This window comes from Pseudoduganella sp. (assembly GCF_041914865.1).
Classification (GTDB): Bacteria; Pseudomonadota; Gammaproteobacteria; order Burkholderiales; family Burkholderiaceae_D; genus Rugamonas.
In genome coordinates this window covers 46,043-69,931 of record NZ_JAYSCO010000008.1, presented here as the reverse complement: position 1 = coordinate 69,931, position 23,889 = coordinate 46,043, and the positions used below count along the sequence as shown (strand labels likewise).

20 protein-coding genes are annotated in these 23,889 nt (G+C 64.6%); 12 read left to right on the top strand and 8 right to left on the bottom strand.

What is annotated here, in order from left to right; genetic code table 11:
• The 3 genes from ACE3TQ_RS05950 (at position 1) to ACE3TQ_RS05940 (ending at position 3,093) form a co-directional block, all read left to right on the top strand.
• Positions 1-861 (top strand): SMP-30/gluconolactonase/LRE family protein, encoded by an 861-nt coding sequence (locus ACE3TQ_RS05950; protein ID WP_374581052.1) that lies wholly within the window; start codon positions 1-3, stop codon positions 859-861.
• A 35-nt stretch (positions 862-896) separates the two neighbouring features.
• Positions 897-1,817, top strand: a complete 921-nt coding sequence (locus tag ACE3TQ_RS05945; protein ID WP_374581051.1) for a M48 family metalloprotease — start codon at positions 897-899, stop codon at positions 1,815-1,817.
• Between the two features lie 67 nt (positions 1,818-1,884).
• Positions 1,885-3,093 carry an erythromycin esterase family protein gene (locus ACE3TQ_RS05940; RefSeq protein WP_374581049.1) on the top strand — a complete coding sequence of 403 codons (1,209 nt, stop codon included), beginning with the start codon at positions 1,885-1,887 and terminating at the stop codon, positions 3,091-3,093.
• Between the two features lie 16 nt (positions 3,094-3,109).
• On the opposite strand, the gene ACE3TQ_RS05935 is transcribed toward ACE3TQ_RS05940, so the two are convergent.
• From ACE3TQ_RS05935 to ACE3TQ_RS05925, 3 genes are read right to left on the bottom strand one after another with little or no spacing between them, the layout of a single operon-like run.
• A complete protein-coding gene (locus ACE3TQ_RS05935; protein WP_374581048.1) occupies positions 3,110-4,705 on the bottom strand; it encodes a TonB C-terminal domain-containing protein in 1,596 nt (531 codons plus the stop codon).
• Positions 4,705-5,565, bottom strand: a complete 861-nt coding sequence (locus ACE3TQ_RS05930) for a hypothetical protein (RefSeq protein ID WP_374581047.1) — start codon at positions 5,563-5,565, stop codon at positions 4,705-4,707. The genes ACE3TQ_RS05935 and ACE3TQ_RS05930 overlap by 1 nt, the downstream gene beginning before the upstream one ends.
• A gap of 7 nt (positions 5,566-5,572) precedes the next feature.
• Positions 5,573-7,285, bottom strand: coding sequence for a molecular chaperone HscC (locus ACE3TQ_RS05925; protein ID WP_374581046.1), 1,713 nt, complete (start codon positions 7,283-7,285; stop codon positions 5,573-5,575).
• 199 nt (positions 7,286-7,484) lie between these two features.
• Here ACE3TQ_RS05925 and ACE3TQ_RS05920 point away from each other — a divergent pair, with 199 nt between their 5' ends.
• The gene (locus ACE3TQ_RS05920) at positions 7,485-7,931 is read left to right on the top strand and encodes an Hsp20/alpha crystallin family protein (RefSeq protein WP_374581044.1); all 447 of its coding nucleotides are present in this window, start codon (positions 7,485-7,487) and stop codon (positions 7,929-7,931) included.
• On the opposite strand, the gene ACE3TQ_RS05915 is transcribed toward ACE3TQ_RS05920, so the two are convergent.
• Entirely contained in the window at positions 7,928-9,868 is a 1,941-nt protein-coding gene (locus tag ACE3TQ_RS05915) for an ATP-binding protein (protein ID WP_374581042.1), read from the bottom strand. The two genes, ACE3TQ_RS05920 and ACE3TQ_RS05915, sit on opposite strands and share 4 nt — an antisense overlap.
• A gap of 78 nt (positions 9,869-9,946) precedes the next feature.
• Here ACE3TQ_RS05915 and ACE3TQ_RS05910 point away from each other — a divergent pair, with 78 nt between their 5' ends.
• On the top strand, positions 9,947-10,567 hold the full coding sequence (locus tag ACE3TQ_RS05910) for a hypothetical protein (protein WP_374581041.1): 621 nt from the start codon (positions 9,947-9,949) through the stop codon (positions 10,565-10,567).
• On the opposite strand, the gene ACE3TQ_RS05905 is transcribed toward ACE3TQ_RS05910, so the two are convergent.
• Positions 10,564-10,824 (bottom strand): TraR/DksA family transcriptional regulator, encoded by a 261-nt coding sequence (locus tag ACE3TQ_RS05905; RefSeq protein WP_374581040.1) that lies wholly within the window; start codon positions 10,822-10,824, stop codon positions 10,564-10,566. The genes ACE3TQ_RS05910 and ACE3TQ_RS05905 overlap by 4 nt on opposite strands.
• Before the next feature lie 175 nt (positions 10,825-10,999).
• Between ACE3TQ_RS05905 and ACE3TQ_RS05900 the strand changes: the two genes are divergently transcribed.
• From ACE3TQ_RS05900 to fnr, 5 genes are all read left to right on the top strand, one after another.
• Complete coding sequence (locus ACE3TQ_RS05900) at positions 11,000-12,484, top strand: PAS domain S-box protein (RefSeq protein WP_374581039.1); 1,485 nt, start codon at positions 11,000-11,002, stop codon at positions 12,482-12,484.
• Positions 12,484-12,897: a response regulator gene (locus ACE3TQ_RS05895; protein ID WP_374581038.1), complete on the top strand. Its 414-nt coding sequence runs from the start codon at positions 12,484-12,486 to the stop codon at positions 12,895-12,897. The genes ACE3TQ_RS05900 and ACE3TQ_RS05895 overlap by 1 nt, the downstream gene beginning before the upstream one ends.
• Positions 12,894-14,012 carry a response regulator gene (locus ACE3TQ_RS05890; RefSeq protein ID WP_374581037.1) on the top strand — a complete coding sequence of 373 codons (1,119 nt, stop codon included), beginning with the start codon at positions 12,894-12,896 and terminating at the stop codon, positions 14,010-14,012. Before ACE3TQ_RS05895 ends, ACE3TQ_RS05890 begins: the two co-directional genes overlap by 4 nt.
• Positions 14,005-14,640 carry a response regulator gene (locus ACE3TQ_RS05885; protein WP_374581036.1) on the top strand — a complete coding sequence of 212 codons (636 nt, stop codon included), beginning with the start codon at positions 14,005-14,007 and terminating at the stop codon, positions 14,638-14,640. The genes ACE3TQ_RS05890 and ACE3TQ_RS05885 overlap by 8 nt, the downstream gene beginning before the upstream one ends.
• A gap of 102 nt (positions 14,641-14,742) precedes the next feature.
• Complete coding sequence (fnr, locus tag ACE3TQ_RS05880; RefSeq protein WP_374581035.1) at positions 14,743-15,516, top strand: fumarate/nitrate reduction transcriptional regulator Fnr; 774 nt, start codon at positions 14,743-14,745, stop codon at positions 15,514-15,516.
• 61 nt (positions 15,517-15,577) lie between these two features.
• On the opposite strand, the gene ACE3TQ_RS05875 is transcribed toward fnr, so the two are convergent.
• The 3 genes from ACE3TQ_RS05875 to ACE3TQ_RS05865 form a co-directional block, all read right to left on the bottom strand.
• Positions 15,578-15,964 (bottom strand): bacteriohemerythrin, encoded by a 387-nt coding sequence (locus tag ACE3TQ_RS05875; RefSeq protein WP_374581033.1) that lies wholly within the window; start codon positions 15,962-15,964, stop codon positions 15,578-15,580.
• Positions 15,965-16,062: 98 nt separating this feature from the next.
• Positions 16,063-16,530, bottom strand: coding sequence for a DUF1854 domain-containing protein (locus ACE3TQ_RS05870; RefSeq protein ID WP_374581032.1), 468 nt, complete (start codon positions 16,528-16,530; stop codon positions 16,063-16,065).
• Positions 16,520-18,805, bottom strand: coding sequence for an ABC transporter ATP-binding protein (locus ACE3TQ_RS05865; protein WP_374581031.1), 2,286 nt, complete (start codon positions 18,803-18,805; stop codon positions 16,520-16,522). The genes ACE3TQ_RS05870 and ACE3TQ_RS05865 overlap by 11 nt, the downstream gene beginning before the upstream one ends.
• Positions 18,806-18,911: 106 nt before the next feature.
• On the opposite strand from ACE3TQ_RS05865, the gene cphA (ACE3TQ_RS05860) reads away from it, so the two are divergent.
• On the top strand, positions 18,912-21,089 hold the full coding sequence (gene cphA / locus ACE3TQ_RS05860) for a cyanophycin synthetase (RefSeq protein ID WP_374581030.1): 2,178 nt from the start codon (positions 18,912-18,914) through the stop codon (positions 21,087-21,089).
• Positions 21,090-21,104: 15 nt separating this feature from the next.
• Positions 21,105-23,675 (top strand): cyanophycin synthetase, encoded by a 2,571-nt coding sequence (cphA, locus tag ACE3TQ_RS05855; RefSeq protein WP_374581029.1) that lies wholly within the window; start codon positions 21,105-21,107, stop codon positions 23,673-23,675.
• Positions 23,676-23,889 lie beyond the last annotated feature (214 nt).

Genomic DNA, 23,889 nt, shown 5'->3' with positions numbered 1-23,889 from the left:
GTGGAACTGATAGTTGATGCCCAAAACGTGCTCGGCGAATGCGCCGTCTGGTGCGACCGCACCCAGCGCCTGTGGTGGACCGATATCCTGGGCCGCAAACTATGGCGCTTCGCACCCGGAACGGGCGCTTGCGAGCAGTGGGACATGCCGGAGCGGCTGGCGTCCTTCGCCCTGACGGGCAACGACGGCCGCCTTTTGCTGGGACTGGAAAGCCGCCTGGCGTGGTTCAGCATCGCCGAAGCCGAAGTCATGACCATCGTCGAGGTGGAAGCGGCCGGCAATGGCATCCGCCTGAACGACGGACGATGCGACCGCCAGGGACGTTTTGTCTTTGGCACCATGAACGAAGCCGTAGGGCGCGCGCCGATTGGCCGTTTTTACCGCCTGGGCCATGACCTGCAATTGGAAATGCTGCCTTTGCAGCCGGTGGCCATCGCCAACAGCATCTGCTTCAGCCCGGACGGCAACACCATGTACTTCTGCGATTCGCTGGGCGGCGCCATATGCTGCTGCGACTATGGCGAGCAGGTGAGCGGTGAGCGCGAGTTCGCCCGCTTGCCCCCAGGCGGCGGCGAGCCTGATGGTTCATTGATCGACGCCGACGGCTTCCTGTGGAATGCCGAATGGGGCGCAGGGCGCATTGTGCGCTACCGGCCCGATGGCAGCGTTGAACGGGCCATTGCCGTCCCGGTCAGCCAGCCGACCTGTCCTGCCTTCGGCGGCAGGAAGCTGAATGAGCTGTTCGTTACCAGTGCACTGGTCGACCTGCTGGTGCCGGAACGCTATGCCGGCGGCGTATTCTCGCTACCCATCACCGATGCGGTTGGCCTGCCCGAATCGCGCTTTGGGCCTGAGTTATAGTTGAGGCATCACCGTGTATTCTTCAACCGTCCCGCATGGTCAACTATTACGCAAAGTTTGCGAAGTATGGGATTGCCGCGCTGTGGGCAATCTTTATCCTGACGTCCGCCTTCCTAGCGCTCAGCCACAATCTTGGCTTTGCCGTATCGTGGCAGCCACCGGCCCTCCTTTTGTGTATTGCGGTTGCCTTTCCCTGCGCAGTCAGTTTTCGGTACTTCCACGACGCAGTCAGCCGGGAGATTGACCGACAGGGGGTGCTAACAAGCGATGAGGTGCGGCTGCGTCTGGCACCGCTCGCCAGGTACCTGGATGGCGGCGTACAAATCGGTATCTATCCCAGCAGCGAACCCAACGCTTTTGCAATTTCGAATGTGTTCGGCAAGCGCACGCTGATTGCCTTTTCGACGGCGCTGACCGAGCGGGCGAGCGACCGGGAGCTGGCGGCAATCGCCGCGCACGAGATTGCCCACCTCAGGAGTGGTGACGCCAAGAGCAAGGCCTTCATCCTGGCTTTCAGTGACGCGCTCTATTTTTACCCCCATCTGATTTCAGAGTTATCGAAAAGTGTCCTGAAGGGGGCATTGTTGACGCTGGGATTGTTGGCGGGCCTTGTCCTGCTGCTGGTGATCGTCTTCCCGGAAGCGCGTGGCGGGTTCGAGGGCGCCGGCGCCGGGCTGGCGCGCCTGCTGCCGCTCGCGGCCTGGCCCGTGGGGTTGATCGCCGCGCAGTATCTGTTGTTGAACGGGCTGAAGGGTGCCTATTTTGCCTATAGCCGCGAGCGCGAGTTCGCTGCCGACAGGGATGGCGCGGCCATGACATCGCCACAAGAGATGATCGCGGCCCTGTCCTTACTGACCCAGGAGGTGGAGGCGCGAATCAGCGTCTTCGACACCCACCCTCCGTTGGCGGAACGCAGGAGGCGCCTCGAGCGAATCGCTGTCGCGGACGTGGCCTAGCGCCCGTGGGCTTTTAATTGGTATGCAATTGGTGTTAAAGTGATCTTTTTGACATCAAGGAATTGCAATGCACATTCGGAAGCTTGCCGCGGCCTGCGCATGGTCGCTGCTGATGGCCCCCAGCTTTGCGGCGCCGGCCAAAATGTGGCCCATCTCCAGCGTGGAGCCTGCGGCTGAGGATTTCAGCGACCTGCAGCCGCTGGCGGAAGCGATCGGTTCGGCGCGCGTGGTGGCGCTGGGCGAGCAGACCCATGGCAGCCGCGAGGAGTATTTGCTGAAAACCCGGCTGCTCAAGTTCCTGCACCAGAAGATGGGTTTCGATGTGCTGCTGCTGGAGAGCGGCTTTTACGATATGGCCCGCCTGGCGGAGCGTGTGGAACGCGGCGAGAAGCTGGACGACATCGCGCCCGGGAATGTCTTCTTCATGTACGCACGCACGGCCGAAGGGCGCGGCATGCTGCAGTATGTCGACCGCCAGCGTGCTCTGGGCAAACCGCTGGCACTGGGCGGCATCGATGCGCAGCATACGGGTGAACTGAGCAAGACCGAGCTGTTGCCGCGTCTGCAGCAGCATTTGCGGCAGGCGGTGCCGGCGCTCGGCGCCGGTGCGGGTTGGGAGCAGTATGCCGCGCTGGCGCAGCCGCTGCTGGAGATGCAGCGTACGCCGCCGCCGGCGGCACAGCAGGTGGCCTTCCGCCAGCATTCCGACGCGTTGAAGTCGTCGCTGTGCCAGGCCGATGCTGCGCCGGTCACGTTCTCCGGCAACGCGTTCTGGTGCAAGGTGGTGAAGAGCGTGGAAGCCCAGGCGACCAGCTATTGGAGTGCGGACCACGATTACCTGCGCGATAACCAGATGGGCGATAACGCGATCTGGCTCGCCGAGCGCATGTACCCGGGCCGCAAGGTCGTGATCTGGGCGCATACCGTGCACGTGGCGCGCGGCTTCCAGCGCACGCCTTACAACCTGCAGGCGGGGGAGGTGATGCATCGCCGCTGGGGCGCTGGCTACAAGGTGGTGCAGTTCAGCGGCGCCGGTGGCGAGATCCTTGATTTTGCGACAATGAATCCTTTGCCGCTGCCGGCTATTCCGGGCGACAGCCTGGAGGCGTCGCTGGCGCGCGAAAAGCACGAACTGCTGGGCCTCACGGCTGGAACGCGGATCAGCCAGCCGCAGTTCAGCTATGAGTACCTGGTGCAACCGGGCGCTGAGTTGGGCGTGAATTGGGATGTGCTGCTCTTTATCCGCAAGATCACGCCGGTCAGGCTGTCACGCTAGGCGTTCGCTGGCGCCGTTATTGGCGATGGACGTTGCGCGAGTACTCGACGGAGAAATTGCGCAGCGTGCTTGGCGGGAAAGCGTGCGTTGCTTTCAAGGCGTCGGCAACGACTTCATCGAACAGCGGATCGCGGGATGCTTTCAGCTTCTTCAACGCAATCACCCTGCCGTTGTCATCCAGCTTCAGGTCGTAGCGCACTTTGAGTTCGCCATCCTCAATGGTAGCGCCGGGGACGTAAAAGATCTCGTCCTGCACCGCTTGCAGCTGCTCTTTGGTGGCGCGCTTGCCTTTAGTTTCCGCCTTGTTTAGCTCCGTGCCGTAGCTAAGGCGGAACACCGTGCTGGTCCCGCGTGGGAACGGTGGCGCCTCGCTGATCGCCGTCTTCACCGCGGCGTCGTAGTCCCTGTTGCCGGAACCGCGGAGCAGGTTCATGCCCAGCACCTTGCCCTTGGCGTCGATGAAGACCTCGTATTCAACGACATAATTGCCGACGGGCGTGCTGGCGGGCCAAACGTAGGCGATGCGCGAGCGGATCTCGTCCACCTGCTGCCTGGCCGGGGGCTGGTCTGCGTTGGCGGGCGCAGGCAGCTGCTTCAGCTGGCTCGATTGCTGGTCGTGGCGGCGGGCGCGGTTGTCGTCTTCGACCATGTTGAAGCAGGCGCGCAGCAGCAGGAACAGGATGAAGAACAGCGGCCAGAGCGTGGCGGGTTTTGCCCAGCCGGACTTATCGGCGGGTTCCGGCGCCACGCGCATCGGTTCCATCGACGCTGCCGGCTCGGGTTCCGGGCGCTGGGCTTCCTCCTGCGCCGCATTGCCCCAGTTTTCCAGGGTCTGGCGTTCGATGATGATGGCCAGCCAGGTGTAGACGTTGCTCGCCATCTGGTGGAACATCAGCAGGTCGTTGCGGCCCGCTTTGCCTTGCGGCTCGGGTGTGGCGCGCACGTAGTTGATCAGCTGCGTGAAAGTGGTGACCGATTCGGGCGGGAGCGATTCGAACAGCTTCCATTCATCGATGGCGCGATTCACCATGGCGCCGGCTTCGCCGAATTGCAGGATGCGGCGGCGGTCGCGTTCCCATTCGAAGGCGTCGTTGGCGACCACGAACAAGGTCTCGTGGCCCGGTTTCCAGCCGGAGGCAAGTTCGTGCGCGATGCGGGCTTCGAAGATGGTGCGCGCGGTCAGGTTCAGCAGGCGCTCGTCGTCCAGGCTTTGCTGGAGGACCGATTTCCACAGCGGCTGGCGCACTTCCTGGCGCTCGGCTAGCAGGGCGACGCCGCTGGTGAATTTCTGGAACACCTGGTCTGACAGGTGATAGGGGTCGTCGGGCAGCGGCTCGGGCGCCGCTGGCGGCTCGGGCTCGGCATCGGGCGTGGCGTCGGCTGCTGGTGCGTCGGCGAGTGGGGATGCGGTGGCGGCTTGCGCGGCTTCGTGCAGCGTGTGGGCGTGCCAGTTCAGCGCAATTTCGTACGCTTCGCGCAGCTCCTGGAACCCGGTCGGATCGGCCTCCTGGTCAACTTTTTTCAGTTCGCGCGCGTAGGCGCGGCGGATGTCTTTGGCGTCGGCGTCGGGCCGCAAGCCAAGGCGGGTAAGGAAGGGGAAACTGTCTCGCATTATTGGTTCGGCGATTGATTATATAAGGCGATCCACATAACGAAGGCGATGAACGCGAGCGCTATGCGGAAAAACGTGGAAACAGGCGACTCTTCGTCTTCACCCGCAGGTGGCGCCCACGAAACATCGGGCGCGGGTCCGAGCGGCTGCGCCAGTTCCTGCCAGCGCAGCAAGCGCTGTTCGTCGACGATCACCGGGGCCAGGTTGGCGTAGTAGCGGGCGAAGTGTTGCAGGTAGCCGTGGTCGCGCCGCAGGCGGCCCGGGTCGGGATCATGGGTCTGGCGCAGGTCGCGGATGACGCGCAGCAGGGGGCCGCGCAGCACTTCGCTCTGGCGGTGCAGGATATAGCGCTCGAACCAGGCCTCGGCAATGTGCAGGTTGGGCCAGTTGCCCTTGTCCTCCCAGCCGAAGTGCTGGGTCGCGGCGATAAGCAGGGCTTCGTGGCCGGGCTTCCAGCCCTGGGACAGCAAGCGTCCGATCGCCCGCTCCAGGTGCGAGCCGCCATCGATGCTGGCGGGTTGCTGCTCCATGAGCTGCTCGCGCAGCTCGTCGACCCAGATCGTTTCGTCGGCCACGCGGCGGCCATTGGCGATCACGGTCACCGCCGCCACCATCCAGTCATAGGCTTCCTGTGCCTCCTCCTCGGCGGCGCCGACCCAGGGCTCTGCCGCTGCCGCTGCCGTGGGCGGTGCCGGCATGCCAAGCGCCTGTTCGTAGGCTTCGCGCAGCTGCTGGAAGGCGGCGGGATCCGCTTCCAGGTCGATCAGTTTGAGCTCGCGGGCGTAGGCGCGCCGGATGGCGTCCTTGCCCGCGCCCGGCTCCAGTCCCAGCCGGGCCAGGGCATGATGATCCGATGCCACCGGCCGCCTACTCGTCCAGGTTGAGGAAGCTCTGCTGCTCGAAGTACTCGAGTACTTCCTGGAAGCTGCGGGATGCCTGGCGCGAAGTGCGGTCGTCCTGCGCTTCCAGCGCGCGCTCGAACTGCATCAGCTGGCGGCCCAGCTCCTCGCGCGCTTCACCGCGCAGCTGCTGGTACAGGCGTTCGCCGCGCGCCAGCATGGTGCGGTACTCGATGCGGTCGCGCGGGTGGATCTTGAGTTCGGAGAGGGCGGCGAAACGCGCTTTGATTTCCTCCTGCGTCAGCACGCCCGGGTTGCCTTCGATGACCAGGGTATGCGTCTTTTTGGTCAGGGTGACCGTGGCTTCCACCTGCAGCAGGCCGTTGGCGTCGTAGGTGAAACGCACGTCGACGCCGTTGTCCTGGCCGGCCACCTGGGCGATGGGGACGTCGATCGAACCCAGCGCGATATTGTCGCGCACCATGCGCGCCTCGCCCTGGAACACGTTGATGCGCAGGGAAGTCTGCTTATCGCTGTTCGGGTGGTAGTTTTTCACCTTGCTCACCGGGACCACGGTGTTGCGTTCGATGATAGGGTCGAAATGGCCGAACGAGAACTGGTCGCGGCCGAGCGGCATGGACACTTCCACGCCCAGCGAATAGGGCGCGACGTCGGTCATCACGATCTCGTCCAGCGCGGCGTCGTTCATCTTCAGGCCGGCCTGCACGGCGGCGCCCAGCGCCACCACTTCGTCCGGATTGATGTCGCAGGACGGGAAGCGGCCAAACATGCGCGCCACCATGCGGCGCACGATCGGCATGCGGGTGGCGCCGCCGGCCAGCACGATGGCGTCCAGGCTGGCCGTATGCAGGTTGGCGTCGCGCAGGGCGCGTTCGACCGGCGAGCGCAGGCGCGCCAGCAGCGGCGCGGCGATGCGCTCCAGGGCGGCTTCGTTCACCGGCATCGAATAGGTGCTGCCGGCGTGATGGATCTGCAGCAGCGCCTCCGGCGCGTCGCTCAGCTTGCGTTTGGCTTGTTCGGCCTGCGCCACCAGGCTTTGCATGAAGCGGCCGTCGTTCTTCAATGCGACCGGGATGGAAGCCTGCTTGAAAAACTCATCGATCAGCAGGCTGACGAAGTCTTCGCCGCCCAGGAAGTTGTCGCCGGCCGAGGCGCGCACCTCCATCACACCCTCGAACAGGTCCAGCACCGACACGTCGAAGGTGCCGCCGCCCAGGTCGAACACCAGAAACTGGGTCTCCTGGTCGCGCTGGTGGATGCCGTAGGCCAGGGCTGCGGCAGTCGGTTCGTTCAGCAGGCGCTCGACCTTCAGGCCCGCCAGCTGGCCGGCGGCGCGCGTCGCTTTGCGCTGGGCGTCGGAGAAGTAGGCGGGCACGGTGATGATGGCCTCGGTGACCGGCTGGCCCAGGGCCGCCTCGGCATCCTCCTTCAGGGCACGCAGGATCAGGGCCGACAGTTCCTCGGCGCGGAACTTGCGCTCGCCCAGGGTGAACTGCATATTGCTGCCCATATGGCGCTTGAAGACCGCCGCGCTTTGGGTGGGGTGGGTTTGCAGGCGCTCGCGCGCCGCTTTGCCGATCAGGATGCTGCCATCTTCATCCACGCTGACGCAGGACGGGGTGAGGAAATCCCCCAGGCTGTTGGGAATTAACCGCGGCGCGCCATCCTGCCAGACTGATACCAGGCTGTTGGTGGTGCCAAGGTCGATACCGACGATCATTGCTACTCCGATGTAATTTTTGCAAATTAAGAGCCTAGCATTTATTTATTCATGAGAAAAGTCGTTGTATTAGAGGTAATCGCCTTATTGGTGAGCCATAGGTGGCGCCAAAGGCCGGCGGCCGTCCGATTGACGCATTCGCTGGCAAGGCGGGGCGGGCCGCACTATCATGTTTGATGCAAAGAGAAAGGAGGAAGCCATGGCTAACCTGAGACGTTATGATCCCATCACAGAACTGGCCCGTTTCGATCCCTTCCGCAATTTTGAGGATTTGTTCCGCGATTTCCGGCTAGGAAACGTCATGCGGGAGGGGGAAGGGCAGCAGCCTATCCGCATCGACGTGCATGAGAATGAAACCTCGTACACGGTGCGGGCCGACCTGCCGGGCGTAAACCGGGAAGACATCAAGGTCGATATCAGCGGCAACCGCGTCAGTATTGCCGCCGAAACCAAGCGCAGCGAAGAGCACAAGCAGGGCGGCAACGTCGTGCGCAGTGAGCGCTATTACGGCGAGCAGTATCGCAGTTTCCTGCTCGAGCACGATATTGACGATGCCCAGGCCAGCGCCAAATATGAAGGCGGCGTGCTGGAGCTGACCTTGCCCAAGAAGGCGCAGCAGGGCAGCCGCAAGCTGGAAATCCACTAAACCTTCACCGGCAGGGTGAGGATGAAACTGGTGCCCTCTCCGAGGGCACTTTTTACGTCGATGCGACCGCCCAGCACGCCATAGACAATGTTGTAGACGATGTTCAGGCCCAGGCCCGAGCCGCCACGCCCCAGTTTGGTGGTGAAGAAGGGATCGTAAATCCTGCCCATGTTTTCCGGGGCAATGCCCACTCCGTTGTCGCGCACCGTGATGGCCACCGCGCCCGGGCCGCTGGCCTGGGCGGTGATGGTGATTTCGCCGTCGTCCTGGCCTTCGAAAGCGTGGATCAGGCCATTGTTCACCAGGTTGATCAGCACCTGGCCGAAGGGACCGGGATAGCTGGCCATCACAATGCCAGGCGGGATGTCGTGGCTGACACGGATGCCGGACTTTTTGAACGTTGGCATCAGCACCAGCAGGATTTCGGACACCAGTTCATCCAGCTGGAATTCGCGGCACTGCGAGGTGGCGCGGTCGACAGCCACCTGTTTGAAGCTGGCCACCAGGTCCACGGCGCGGTGCAGGTTGCGCAGCACAATCTGGCTGCCGTTGTTGACGTCTGCGATGTAGGCGTTCAGCTCGGAGCGTTTGACCCCGCTTTCCACCGCATTGGCGAAGGACGCGCTCTGGTCGAGCAGGGTGCTCACCGCCAGCAGGCTGTTGCCGATCGGGGTATTCAGCTCGTGCGCCACGCCGGCCACCAGCGACCCGAGCGCGGCCAGCTTTTCGCTGCGCACCAGTTCGTCCTGCGCGCGTTGCAGGGTGCCGAGGGAGTCGGCCAGTTCGCGGTTGGTTTCGGCGATCTGGCGCGTGCGGACGTTGACCAGCTCTTCCAGTTCCAGCTCGCTGCGCTTGCGCTCGGTGATGTCGGTGGAGACGCCGCCCAGGGCCCAGATATGGCCGAATTCATCGATCAGGGGGAACTTCTCGGAAATGTAGGTGCGCGCGCCGTCACCCATGCCGGGCGCGGTTTCCTCGTGGCTGGAAGCGCGTCCGCTGGCCAGTACGGCGCGGTCGCTTTGCCGCATCATGTGCGCCATCTCCGCGCTGAACAGGGCTTCGTCGGTATTGCCTAGCGGCTCCGGCGCGCCGGGCGGGAGGATCATGCGGAAGCTGTGGTTGACCATCAGGTAGCGCCCGTCCAGGTCCTTGACGTAGATCACGGCCGACGACTTTTCGACGATATTGTTCAGCAAGGCCTGGCTGCGGCGCAGCGCGGCGTCGCGCGCGGCGACAGTGGCCAGCATGGTGTTGAAGGCGGAGGCCAGGCGGCCCACTTCGTCCTGGCTGGCGACCGGCGAGCGCAGGTCGTAGCGCTGCTCGCGCGTGACCTGGTCGGCGACGCCGGACAGTGCTAGCAGCGGCTGCGTGACCAGGCGCCGGACCCCGGTTGCGTACAGGACGCCGCCGGAAAAAAGTGCCAGGAATACCACGCCGAGCACCAGGCCATACTGCCGCAGGCGCACGAAGATGGAGGCCAGCTCGTAGTCGATGACGAGGTGGCCGACCACTTCGCGCTCAAAGCGCACGTGCGACAGCATCGACAGCGTATTGCCGTCGAAGCGGTGGCCGGGGCGGTCAAATTCCGGGCGCCAGCTGCACCGGCTGCCGCTCGCGTAGCGGTTGAAGGAGGCGAACAGGCGCAGGTCGGCCGTGAACAGGCAGGCGCGCGCGATGTCGGGGCTGCTGCGCAGGGCGTCCAGCTTGCGGGTGGCGCCGTTGCGGTCGCCGAAATTCAGGTCGGCGTCCAGGTTCAGGGCCAGCAGTTCGCTGCGTCCGGCCAGGTCTTGCACCAGGCGCGGGCGGGCGACCAGGACGTCGTAGCTGGCCAGTGCCAGCAGGGCCACCAGCATTGCCGCGATTGTCGTAAAGACCGACACCAGCAGAAGCTTGCGCTGGAGTCCGAGATCGCGGAAGAAGCTTCGAAAGCTTTTCATGCCGGGTGGTTCCCATTTGCAATCGAGTAACTATCTTAGCATGCGCCGTGACGCGGCAATTGTTGCTATCTTCGGCGCATGAATGAACAGACAGAAAGCCAGGAGCAGCCTGTTGCGGCGCATTCCGCCACGCCCCAGCCAGGCGCATGGCGCGCGCCGGTGTTCTGGATGGCGTGCGGCGCTTTGCTGGCGTGCCTGGCTGGGGGCGCGGTCCTGGTGGCGCAGCGCATCGGTGTCGAGCGCGATTTGGCCGCCGTCGCCACGCTGCTGCCACCGCCGCCCGCGGCAGCCGGCGCGCCCGCTGCGCCGCCGGGCCAGGAAGCGGCCGCCGGCAGTCCGGCCCACACCGTGCCAGCGGATGTCCTGGCCGGGCCGTCAACCGCAGCCAGCGCCGCCGCGCCGCCGCCACCGCCCGCGTTGAAGACAGCGAAAGTGAAGCGCGGCGTGGAGGGGCGCAAAGCCGGCCGGCAAACCGCGCAACGGGCGCCGCAGGTGGCCAGGGCTGGCAAGACGGCCAGGGTGTCCAAGCCGCGCGCCGGCCAGCGCCGGGCTGCCGCGGAAAAATCGTTGTACTGGGAAGTGTTCAAACGCTGCCCGCTGCCGGGCGAGCCGGGGGCGGTGGAATGCCGCCGCCACGTCTGCAATGGGGCGGAACGCCAGGGGCCGGCCTGCAAGCCGTATCGCGGCAAATGGCGTTAGACCGCCGTGAAGGAGACGAAGGCGCGCTGGCGTTCCTGCAGTTCCTGGCAGGCCAGGCAGGTAGCGGCGCTGGGCTGCGCCTGCAGCCGGCCGGCGGAAATCGCCGCGCCGCAGCGCAGGCATTGGCCGAACGTCCCCGCCTGCAGGCGTTCCAGGGCGGCATCGATCGCAGCGCTTTCGGCGATGTCGCGGCCCGACAGTACCTCGCGCCGCTGGCGCAGGACGGTGGCCCAACGGTCAATTTCTTCAGGTAGCATGGTTCGTCTCCGCTTTTAGTGCCACTTTAGCGGGCAAGCTGCGCCCCGTCACCAGTACCGCTTGACCTAAGTCAAGTTTGCCGGATTTATTCTGATTGGCATGTATTTGGCCCCTTGCCGCCAGTGACGCTACAATCATAGGATGACAGGATTTAACAATCACCAGGACCCGGCTTTGACTCAATCAACGATTGCGGAACGCAGCCTGCAGTGGCTGCTGGCATCAGCCACCGATGCCATGCTGATCATCGACAAGGACGGCGTGCTGCTGCTGGTGAACCCGGCGCTGGAAACCCTGTTTGGCTATGGCCCCGGCGAATTGCAGGGCAAGACGCTGGAGAGCCTGATCCCGGAACGCTTCCGCCAGGGCCACGTCAGCCTGCGTGGCAGCTATTTTGAAAGCCCGCACCCGCGCGCCATGGGCGCCGGCTTCGAGCTGTTCGCCACCCGCAAGGACGGCACCGAATTCCCGGTCGAAGTCAGCCTGTCGCCGCTGCAGGACGAGGAAACGCAGCCGATGGTGATGGCCACCATCCACGACATCAGCGCCCGCAAACAGGCCGAACGCGCGCTGCAGGAAAGCGAAGCGCGCATGCGCGCCATCTTCGAAACGGCGGTGGACGCCATCATCACCATCGACGAGCATGGCATCATCGAGCGCGTGAATCCGGCGGCCGAACGCATGTTCGGCTACCCGGAAGCCGAAGTCCTGGGCCGCAATGTCTCGGTCCTGATGCCCAACCCGCACCGCGACGCGCACGACGGCTACCTGCACCACTACATCACCACCGGCGAAAAACGCATCATCGGCAAGGGGCGCGAAGTGCAGGGCCTGCGGCGCGACGGCAGCATATTCCCGATGGACCTGGCAGTCACCGAAATGTGGCTGGGCGGGCGCCGCATGTTCACCGGCCTGGTGCGCGACATTACCGAGCGCAAGGCGGCGGAAGAGAAGGCGCAGCAACTGCTGCAGGAGCTGACCAGCGCCAACGAGGAACTGACCAATTTCGCCTACGTCGTGTCGCACGACCTGAAGGCGCCGCTGCGCGGCATCGGTTCGCTGGCCGACTGGCTGGCGCACGACTACGCCGACAAGTTCAACGACGAAGGCAAGGAACATATGCGCCTGCTGATCAACCGCGTGCACCGCATGGGCGCGCTGATCGACGGCATCCTGCAGTATTCGCGCGTGGGGCGCATCAAGGAAGCGGTGGTGCCGGTCCGGCTGGACCAACTGGTGGCCGAGGTGGTGGACCTGCTGGCGGTGCCACCCCATATCCAGGTCAGCGTGATGCCCGGCATGCCGGTGGTTTCGGGCGAGCCGACCCGCATCCAGCAGCTGTTCCACAACCTGGTGTCGAACGCGATCAAGTATATGGACAAGCCGCAGGGCGAAATCGAAGTCGGCTGGCGCGACGATGGCAGCCAGTGGCGCTTCCACGTGCGCGACAACGGCCCCGGCATCGCGGAACGCCATTTTGAACGGATCTTCCAGCTGTTCCAGACGCTGGCGCCGCGCGACCGTGTGGAAAGCACCGGCGTCGGCCTGGCGTTGGTGAAGAAGATTGTGGAAATGTACCAGGGCAGGGTGTGGCTGGAGTCCGAACTGGGCCAGGGCACGACCTTCTACTTCACCCTGCCGAAGAAGAAAGAGAGCTGATGAACAACACGAGCAAGCCAATCCTGCTGGTCGAGGACGACCAGGTCGATGTGATGACCATCCTGCGCGCGCTGAAGGAAGTCCATGTCAGCAACCGCGTGGTGGCGATGGAAAACGGGGAAGCCGCGCTGGAGTACCTGCGCGAACCGGGCAGCGAGCAGCCCTGCATCATCCTGCTGGACCTGAATATGCCGATCATGAACGGCATCGAGTTCCTGCAGAACGTCAAGCAGGACCCGGTGCTGCGCCGCATACCCGTGATCGTGCTGACCACCTCCGAAGAGCAGCAGGACAAGATGCGCAGCTTCGACCTGGGCGTGGCCGGCTACATGACCAAGCCCGTGGATTACCGCCAGTTCGTGGAAGTGGTGCGCTCCATTAATCTGTACTGGACCATCAGCGAGCTGCCATGAGCCAGTTGCAGGCCAACCTGGTGCGCGTGCTGATAGTGGAAGACGATATCGTCGACCGCATCGCCTGCCGCCGCGCGTTTGCGCAGGCGCCCGGTTTCGAGTGCGAGCTGCTGGAAGCGGAAAGCGGCCAGGATGGCCTGGATATCGCCTTGCGCGAAAAGCCGGACTGCATCCTGCTCGATTACCACCTGCCGGACCTGACCGGCCTGGAGTTCCTGGCCCGCCTGGCGGCCGACCAGGGTGAAGCGCAGCCCACCATCCCGGTCATGATGCTGACCGGCGCCGACAGCGCCACCGTGGCGGCGGAAGCCATGCGCCGCGGCGCGCGCGACTACCTGGTGAAGGACAGCGACGGCCGCTACCTGGACTTCCTGGCCGGCGCCATCGACCGCCTGCTGCGCGAGCAGCGCCTGATCGAGGAAAAACTGCAGGCCGAACGCGTGCTGCGCCAATCGCAGAAGGAGCTGCGCGAGCTGGCGGCCTACCAGGAAAAGCTGAAGGAACATGAGCGCACCCGCATCGCGCAGGAGATCCACGACGAACTGGGCGGCCTGCTGACCGGCATCAAGGCTTACATTTCGGTGGCCATCGAGCGCGGCGGCGAGCAATCGGACCCGCTGCTGCAGGATGCCGCCAAGCTGGCGCAGGACGCCATCGAGACCGTGCGCCGCGTGATCACCGACCTGCGGCCCAGCGTGCTGGACCAACTGGGCATCTGGCCTGCGCTGGAATGGTATTCCGAACAGGTGGCCCAGCGCAGCGGCTTGCGCTGCAGCTGCCATATCACGCCCGACGCGGCGGCACTGGAGCTGGACGCCGAGCGCAGCACCATGCTGTTCCGCGTGGCGCAGGAGGCGCTGACCAATGTGGTGCGCCACGCCGAAGCCAGCGAGGCGCGCGTGCTGGTCGACCGGGATGGCGACAACGTCGTGCTGCGGGTGGAGGATGACGGCAAGGGCATCGAAAGCGCCGGCCTGTCCGACCGCGAATCGTGGGGCCTGTTCGGCATGCACGAACGCACGCGCCGCTTTGCCGGCGAACTGACAATCAGCGGCAAGGCCGGGCAGGGCACCACCCTGCAACTGCGCCTGCCATTGGAGGATAAGAATGGGTGACAAGATCACCGTACTGCTGGTCGATGACCACGCCATCGCGCGCAACGGCGTGCGCCTGATGCTGGGCACCGCGCCCGACATCAGCGTGGAAGGGGAAGCCGGCAACGCCGTGGAAGCGATGGCGCGGGTGGCGGAGCGCAGTTTCGACGTGGCGCTGGTCGATATCAAAATGCCGGGCAAGAACGGCCTGGACCTGCTGAAAACCCTGCGCAGCGAATGCCCGCGCATGGCGGTGCTGGTGCTGAGCACCTATTCGGAGGAGATTTACGCCGTGCGCGCGCTCAAGCTGGGCGCGTCCGGCTACCTGACCAAGGACGCCCCGACGCCAACCCTGGTGGAAGCGGTGCGCAAGGCGGCGGCCGGCGGCAAGCACGTGAGCCCGGCGTTACTTGAAAAACTGGCAACCCTGGTGGGCGGCGGCCCGAGCGGCGACCACGAGGAGCTGTCCAACCGCGAGCTGGAAGTGTTCAAGCTGATCGCCCAGGGCGAGCCGCTGGTGCAGATCGGGGAGAAACTGCACCTCAGTCCTAATACAGTGACAACATACCGTAGCCGCATCCTCGAGAAAATGGGCATGTCCAGCAATGCAGAGCTGACCCGCTATGCCCTGGAGCACGGACTCATCTGAACCGGGTGTAGGGGAACCACTACAGCAACTACACAGGAAGCTTGATACCGGGAAATGGTTCCGGGCGCGATACTGTCTCCATCGAAAACAAGGAGCAGCATCATGAGCCCGGTCATCCCAATCACCCCTGCAAACGCCACCAAGAATTGCGCACCAGTCGCACCCAAATGCTCGCTGTGCAGCTTTAACCGCCTGTGCCTGCCGCAGGGCCTGGCTGAGGATGACGTGGCCCGCCTGGACCAGATCATTGCGCGCCGCCGCCGCGTGGCCCGCGACGAACCGCTGTACCAGACTGGCGACAGCTTCCACAGCCTGTATGCGGTGCGCTTCGGCCATTTCAAGACCGTGCAGGTGAACCAGCGCGGCGAACAGACCATCGGCGGCTTCCACATGGCCGGCGACCTGCTGGGCATGGAAGCGATCGGCGCCGGCCAGCATTCCTGCAATGCGGTCGCCCTGGAAGACAGCGAGGTCTGTGAAATCCCGTTCAACCGCCTGCAGGAGCTGGTGATGCAGATTCCCGGCCTGCTGCAGCAGTTCCACCGCACCATGAGCCGCGAAATCCAGCGCGAACAGTCGGTGATGCTGTTCCTGAGCCATATGCGCGCCGAGCAGCGCCTGGCCCTGTTCCTGCTGAACCTGGCTGGCCGCTACGCCCAGCGCGGCTATTCGTCGACCAGCTTCCAGCTGCGCATGTCGCGTGAAGACATTGGCGGCTACCTGGGCCTGACGGTGGAAAGCGTGAGCCGCCAGCTGGCTCGCCTGCGCCAGGATGGCTCGATCGTGCTGCAGAACCGCGACCTGCGCATTCTCGACCGCGCCAAGCTCGAGGCGATGTCCTCCGGCGGCATGGCGCAAGAACTCGCGGTTGCATAATCCGCGCGTACAAGTTTCTCACCTGTAGGGGGTGTATGGGGCAGCTTCGGCTGCCCCCTTTTTATTCCAGGCGGCTGGCGGCGATTGCCAGGGCCAGGTCCATGGTGTTGATATGTGCTGCGAACCAGTCCGGCAGCGAATGCACGATCTGGCGTGCGCCGGCCTCGTCGCCCGCTGCCAGCAGGCAAAGCGCATGGTCGAGGGAGGCGAGCAGGCCGTCGTGGGCCGCGCGGTGGGTGGCGGCCAGCGGATACTGGATGGTCGCCATCAGCCGGTTCTCCTCCGCCAGGTCTTCGGCCAGTTCGGCCGCCAGCTGGTGGCAAGCGGCGTCGAAAGCGGGGCGCGCCAGGGATTGCATCGACTCCAGCAGGTCAAAGACGATGCGGTGCGACTGGTCCATCACGGGGATGCCGAGTGCCAGGTCGGGGCCGAAAACGATAGAATCCATGCACACCACCACTTTATGTAATGGAGCTATTGTGCTTGGCGGCAACATCGTCCGCCCATGACCCAGATCAAATTTGCCCTGCAACGGGCGCGCCCGTGCTACATGAAGCGGTCGAGGATCTTCTTGCTGTGCTTGTCGAGCGCGAACTGGTCGCGGATCAAGAAGTGGATGCCGTGGCTGTCGGAGACCAGTAGCGAGACGCTGCCAATGCGGCGGATATCTTCCTCCCCGCGCAGCACGAAGCTGGTCTCGCCGCGGTCGGTGGCCACGGTCCAGGTGGACGGACAGGCATAGCTGCCCACATCAATGATGCGGGTGATCTCGGGCATGAATTCGCGCCCGGCCAGCTCTTCCCGCACGATGTCGGCCATCTCCGGCGGCAGGTCGGAAATCCGATCCAGCCATGCCACTTCCTTGCCGTCGGTGTTCACCAGCGACAGGCCTTCTTCCGGGGCCTGGATGGGGAAGGCGCGCACCGGCGAGACGTTTTCGTGCCGCACGCCGTTGGCGTCGACCAGGTTCAGTTTGCCGAAGCTGTCGCGGCTCAGTTGGAAATCAATTGTCATCTTCGCGGCTCTTTGCTTTGTCATCCAGGTCGGTGTCGACGTTACGTGCTTGTGCCTGGTACAGGCGGTAATAGGCGCCTTCCTTGGCCATCAGCTCCTCGTGCGGGCCTTCTTCCACCACTTTGCCGCGGTCCATCACGACCAGGCGGTTGGCGCGCTGCAGGGTGGACAGGCGGTGCGCGATGGCGATCGTGGTGCGGCCGGCCACCAGGTTGTCGAGCGCTTTCTGGATTTCCTTTTCGGTTTCGGAGTCGACCGAGGCGGTGGCTTCGTCGAGGATCAGGATGCGCGGGTCGATCAGCAGGGCGCGTGCAATCGAGATGCGCTGGCGCTCTCCGCCGGACAGGCCCTGGCCGCGCTCGCCCACCATCGAGTCGTAGCCCTGCGGCAGGCGCAGGATGAAGTCGTGGGCGTGGGCGGCGCGCGCCGCTTTCATGATCTCTTCGCGCGTGGCGTTCGGCTTGCCGTAGGCGATGTTCTCGGCGATGGTGCCGAAGAACAGGAACGGCTCCTGCAGCACCAGGCCGATGTTGCGGCGGTAGTCGGAGACGGCGAAATTGCGGATGTCCTGGCCATCCAGCAGGATGGCGCCTTCGGCCACGTCGTAGAAGCGGCAGATCAGGTTGACGAGGGTGGATTTGCCGGAGCCGGAGTGGCCCACCAGGCCGATCATCTCGCCGGCCTTGATTTCCAGGTTGACGCCGCGGTTGACCGCGCGGTTACCGTAGCGGAAGCCGACTTCGCGCAGGGTGATGTCGCCTTTCACGTTTTCCAGTTTGGCCGGCTGGGCCGGGTCCGGCACGCTCGATACGTGGTCGAGGATGTCGAAGATGCGCTTGGCGGCGGAGGCCGATTTCTGCGTCACGGACACGATGCGGCTCATGGAGTCCAGGCGGCCGTAGAAACGGGTGGCGTAGGTGACGAAGGCGCTCAGCACGCCGACCGTGACGCTGTGCTTGGAAATCAGGTAGATGCCGAACACGTAGATCACCAGGATGCCCAGCTCGGTCAGGAAGGAGACGGTCGGCGAGAACAGCGACCATACCTTGTTCAGCTTGTCGTTGACGGCCAGGTTGTGCTTGTTGGCGGTGCGGAAGCGCTGCGCTTCGCGTGTTTCCTGCGCAAAGGCTTTCACCACGCGGATGCCGGGGATGGTGTCGGCCAGCACGTTGGTCACTTCGCCCCATACGCGGTCGATCTTCTCAAAGCCGGTGCGCAGGCGGTCGCGCACCAGGTGGATCATCCAGGCGATGAAGGGCAGCGGCAGCAGGGTGGTGACGGCCAGCCATGGGTCGATCGTGAACAGGATCACGCCGGTCATGATGATCATCAGGCAGTCGGAGGCGAAGTCCAGCAGGTGCAGCGAGAGGAAGACGCAGATGCGGTCGGATTCGGAGCCGATGCGCGACATCAGGTCGCCGGTGCGCTTGCCGCCGAAGTATTCAAGCGACATGCGCAGCAGGTGCTCATACGTGGTGGTGCGCAGGTCGGCGCCGATGCGTTCCGAGACCAGGGCCAGCACATAGGTTTTGCCCCAGCCGAAAATCCAGGCCAGGATGGCGGCGCCCACCAGGGCGCTCATATACAGCGCGACCAGCGAGGTATCGACCGGTTTGCCGTTCTGGTAAGGGATCAGCACGTTGTCGGTCAGCGGCATGATCACGTAGGGCGGGATCAGGTGCGCGCCGGTGGACAGCAGCATCAGCGTGAAGCCGAGCAGCAGCTGCCATTGGTAAGGCTTGGCAAAACGCCACAGACGGAACAGGGTCCAGGTGGAAGGCGGGGTGTGGACCACCTTGGTGCACACCGGGCATTCTTCCTGGTCCGCTTCCAGCGGAGCCTTGCAGGTGGGGCAGGCGTTCTGTTCGACCTGCTGTAGTGGTTTTCCTTCCACATGCGCTTCATGCAGGCGCGCGAAGTTTTCCTGCAGGCGGATAGCCAGCAGGTTCTGGCCCAGAGTGAAGCGCCATGCGGCCAGGCGCTGTTTGTCGTCCACCAGTTCGAGGTGGCCGACGCCGGCGTGGTCGTGCAGCTTTAGAGCCATTCCACGACGATAAGCCCAGTCTTGCCATACCGTTTCCCCGGGGGCGCGTGCCATAATGCGGCGCTCCGTGATAAGGACCAGCCCTTTGTTGAAGTGGAGTCGGGAGTCGAGGTCAACCTCCAGCGCGCCGAGTACGTTTTCATCAGGAGCAAGCAGCGCCGGGATCTCTGTGCGCCACCTGTCGGGAAGTTCTGTCAGGCTGAGCTCAGAGGAAAGTTGGTTTGTTATCATTGTGAATCAGACTCCGGGCACTCTTTGCCAAGTGGCAAGAATTGCGAAACAGTGGGAAAATAGAAGGACGGGCGGAGTATACCGCAAGAGGTACAAGAGCTAAAACATGACAAAAAAGAAAGACATTGAGTTTCTCCGTGTAACACACCTGCGCGGACCGAACATCTGGACCTATCGCCCGGTGATCGAGGCTTGGCTGGATATCGGCGAGCTTGAAAACTACCCTTCGAACAAACTCCCCGGTTTTTATGAACGCTTGATCGCCTTCCTGCCAGGCCTGGTCGAGCATCGCTGCGGCGTCGGTGAACGCGGCGGCTTCCTGGAGCGCCTGCGCGATGGCACGTACGCCGGCCACATCCTCGAGCACGTTGTGCTGGAGTTGCAGAACCTGGCCGGCATGCGCACCGGCTTCGGCAAGACGCGCCAGACCGCCGAAGGCAGCGGCATTTATAAAATGGCATTCCGCACCCGCCAGGAACAGGTCGGCCGCGCCGCACTGGCAGCCGGCAAGGACCTGATGATGGCGGCGATTGAAGACAAGCCGTACGACCTGGCCGCCACGGTGGAAAAACTGACTTCGATGGTCGAGTCGCTGTGCCTGGGTCCATCGACCGCCTCCATCGTGGATGCGGCCACCGACCGGAAGATCCCGCACATCCGCCTGACCGACGGCAACCTGGTGCAGCTGGGCCACGGTGCGCGCCAGCGCCGCATCTGGACGGCGGAAACCGACAACACTTCCGCCATCGCGGAAGGCATCGCGTCCGACAAGGACATGACCAAGGACATGCTGAAATCGGTCGGCGTGCCGGTGCCCGAGGGCACCCTGGTCAAGAGCGCCGACGAGGCGTGGGAAGAGGCGCAGGACATCGGCCTGCCGGTGGCAGTCAAGCCGTACGACGGCAACCATGGCCGCGGCGTGTCGCTGAACCTGATGACCGAGGCCGACGTGAAGGCGGCTTACGATATCGCCGTGGTGCGCGGCGGCAGCAAGAGCGTCATCGTCGAGAAATTCATTGTCGGTAACGAGCATCGCCTGCTGGTGGTGGGCCGCCGCATGGTGGCCGCCTCCATGGGCGAGTCGCTGTGGGTGACCGGCGACGGCAAGTCCACCGTGCAGGAGCTGGTGGATACGCAGATCAACACCGATCCGCGCCGCGGCACCACGGAAGAGTTCCCGCTGAATATCGTGGAACCGAAAAAGTCGGAGGAAGTGCAGCTGGACCTGAAGCGCCAGGGCCTGACCCCGGACTCCGTGGTGGAAGCCGGCCGCAAGGTGCTGATCCAGGTGAACGGCAACGTCGCCAACGACGTGACCGACCTGGTGCATCCGGCCGTGGCCGAAATGGCGGCGCTGGCGGCGCGCACCATCGGCCTGGACATCGCCGGCATCGACCTGGTGGCAGCCGACATCTCCAAACCGCTGGAGGAACAGGGCGGCGCGATCATCGAAGTGAACGCCAGCCCGGGCCTGCTGGCCCACCTCAAGCCGGCCGCCGGCGGCATTGCGCGCCCGGTGGGCCACGCGATCGCCGACCAGCTGTTCGCGGAAGGCGAAGACGGCCGCATCCCGATCGTCGGCGTGGCTGGCTCGCGCCAGAACGCGCTGATCGCGCGCCTGATCGGCTGGCTGCTGCAAATGGGCGGCCGCTATGTCGGCACCGCCACCGAGCAGGGCGTGTACCTGAATGGCCGCCCGGTGGCGCGCGGCCCGCTGACCGAATGGGAATCCGGCCAGCGCCTGCTGATTAACAAGAATGTGGAAGCGGCGGTATTCGCCAATTCCAACCGCATGATCCTGAGCGAAGGCTTCTCCTACGACAAGTGCACCGTGGGCGTGGTGACCGACGCCGCCGGCCACGAAGAGCTGGGCGAGTTCTACATCAACAACCCGGAACAGATGTTCGGCGTGCTGCGCACCCAGGTCGACGTGGTGCTGCCGGAAGGCGCGGCGGTGCTGAACGCATCCGATGCGCAGGTGGTCGAAATGGCCGAACTGTGCGACGGTGACGTGATCTTCTACGGCAAGGACGAGCATGTGCCGGCCATCGATTCGCACCGCCAGGATGGCGGCCGCGCCGTGTTCCTGCGCGAGGGCGGCTTTGTCATGGCTGCCGGGCGCGACGAGCTGGCCGTGCTGCCGCCGTCCTGCCTGCCGGCCAGCGAAGAAGACCGCACCGAAGCGGTGCTGGCGGCGATTGGCGCCGGCTGGGCCATGGGCCTGTCGCCGGACCTGATCGGCGCTGCGCTGCGCACTTTCGAGTGGAACACCAAGAAAAACTAAACGGGATTACGAGGAATGGAAGTTATTCGCACCCGCGCCTTGCGCGGTCCAAATCTGTGGAGCCACCACACGGCGGTTGAATGCATCGTGTCGTGCACGCCGGAAGAGCGTTCGATCGACAAGATCCCTGGCTTCGAAGTGCGCCTGCGCACCCGTTTCCCGCGCCTGGCGCAGCTGCAGCCGGACGGCCACGCCGACACCATCCCGATGGCGCACGTGCTGGAACTGGCGGCCCTGGGCCTGCAGGCGGAAGCCGGCTGCCCGGTCACCTTCAGCCGCACCACGCCCACGCTGGAGGAAGGCATCTACCAGACCGTGGTGGAGTACACCGAGGAGCAGGTTGGCCGCCTGGCCATGCAGTGGGCGGAAAAGCTGTGCCAGTCCGCCATGGACGACACGCCGTTCGACCTGGCCGCTGCGCTGCATGAGCTGCGCGAGCTGGACGAAGACGTGCGCCTGGGCCCATCGACCGGTTCCATCGTGCATGCCGCCATTGCGCGCAAGATCCCGTTCCGCCGCATGACCGAAGGCTCGATGGTGAGCTTCGGCTGGGGCTCCAAGCAGCGCCGCATCCAGGCCGCTGAAATGGATTCCACCAGCGCCATCGCCGAGACCATCGCGCAGGACAAGGAACTGACCAAAAAACTGCTGGACGCAGCCGGCGTGCCGGTGCCGACCGGCCGCACCGCGGAAGACGCGGAAGACGCCTGGAAGGCGGCGCTGGAAATCGGCCTGCCGGTCGTAGTCAAGCCGAAAGACGGCAACCAGGGCAAGGGCGTCACCGTCAACATCACCACCCGCGAACAGACCATCGCCGCCTACAACGCGGCCAAGGAATTCCGCGACGACATCATGGTTGAGCGCTTCCTGGCCGGCCACGATTTCCGCCTGCTGGTGATCGGCAACAAGCTGGTGGCAGCGGCGCGCCGCGATCCGCCGCATGTGGTGGGCGACGGCGTGCACTCGGTGCGCGAGCTTGTTGATATCGTCAACTCCGACCCGCGCCGCGGCACCGGCCATGGCACCGCGCTGACCAAGATCCGCTTCGACGACATCGCCCTGGCGCGCCTGGCGCTGCAAGGCCTGGCGGCCGACTCCGTGCCGGCCCAAGGCCAGCGCGTGGTGCTGCGCAATAACGCCAACCTGTCGACCGGCGGTTCCGCCACCGACGTGACCGACGACGTGCATCCGGAAGTGGCGGCGCGCGCGGTGGAAGCGGCGCAGATGATCGGCCTGGATATCTGCGGCGTGGACGTGGTGTGCGATTCCGTGCTGCGTCCTATCGAAGAGCAGAACGGCGGCGTGGTGGAAGTGAATGCCGCGCCGGGCCTGCGCATGCACCTGTCGCCGTCCTACGGCAAGGGCCGCGCGATCGGCGAAGCCATCATCAACACCATGTTCCCTGAAGGTGAAGATGGCCGCATCCCGGTGATCGCAGTGACCGGCACCAACGGCAAGACCACCACCGTGCGCCTGACCGCGCACCTGGTTGCCGCATCCGGCCTGCGCGTGGGCATGACCAATACCGACGGCGTGTACGTCAACGGGCGCCAGATCGATTCCGGCGACTGCTCCGGCCCGCGTTCGGCGCGCAATGTGCTGAACCACCCGGACGTGGACGCGGCCGTGTTCGAGACCGCCCGTGGCGGCATCCTGCGCGAAGGCCTGGCGTATGACCGCTGCAAGGTGGCGGTGGTGACCAATATCGGCGCAGGCGACCACCTGGGCCTGAACTACATCACCACGGTGGAAGACCTGGCCGTGCTGAAGCGCGTGATCGTGATGAACGTGGACGAGCATGGCTACGCCGTGCTGAACGCAACCGACCCGATCGTGGCTGCCATGGCGGCCAAGTGCAAGGGCAAGGTGATCTTCTTCGGCGCCGACCGCTACCACCCGGTGGTGGCGACCCACCTGGCGCAGGGCAAGCGTACCGTGTACGTGGAGAACGGCCAGCTGGTGGCGGTGGAAGGCAAGAACGAGCAGCGCATCCCGCTGTCCGACGTGCCGATCACCTTCAACGGCACCATCGGCTTCCAGGTGGAGAACACCATGGCAGCGGTGGCTGCGGCGTGGGCGGCGGGCATCAGCTGGGATGCGATCCGTCGCGGCCTGTTGACCTTCACCACCGACAGCCACAATGCGCCGGGCCGCTTCAACATCTTCAAGTACCGCGGCGCGACCGTGATCGCCGACTACGGCCACAATCCGGACGCCATGCTGGCCCTGGTGAAGGCGGTCGATGCGATGCCGGCCAAGCGCCGTTCGGTGGTGATCTCCGGCGCCGGCGACCGCCGCGACCAGGATATCCGCGAGCAGACCGAGATCCTGGGCAAGGCTTTCGACGACGTGGTGCTTTACCAGGACGCCTGCCAGCGCGGCCGCGCCGACGGCGAGGTGGTTGGCCTGCTGCGCCAGGGCCTGCAGGGCGCCAGCCGCACTTCGCGCATCGATGAGATCACCGGTGAGTTCAAGGCGATCGATACCGCCATGGATCGCCTGCAGGATGGCGACCTGTGCCTGATCCTGGTGGACCAGGTGGAAGAGTCGCTGGCGTACATCGCCAAGCGGATTGCTGCTGCTTAAACCCGGTAAACCGGGGTCTGACCCAAGGGTCAGACCCCTTCATTTCGGGCGTCACGGGTGTTGGGTTTGAGTCTTTGACGTTCGGCGAAGGTCAACAGCGCACACCCCACCCCCGGCAGACGAACAGACAGGGTCTGACCCAAGGGTCAGACCCTTGCATTGCAGGGGTCACAGGTGTTGGGTTTGAGTCTTTGACGTTCGGCGAAGATCAACA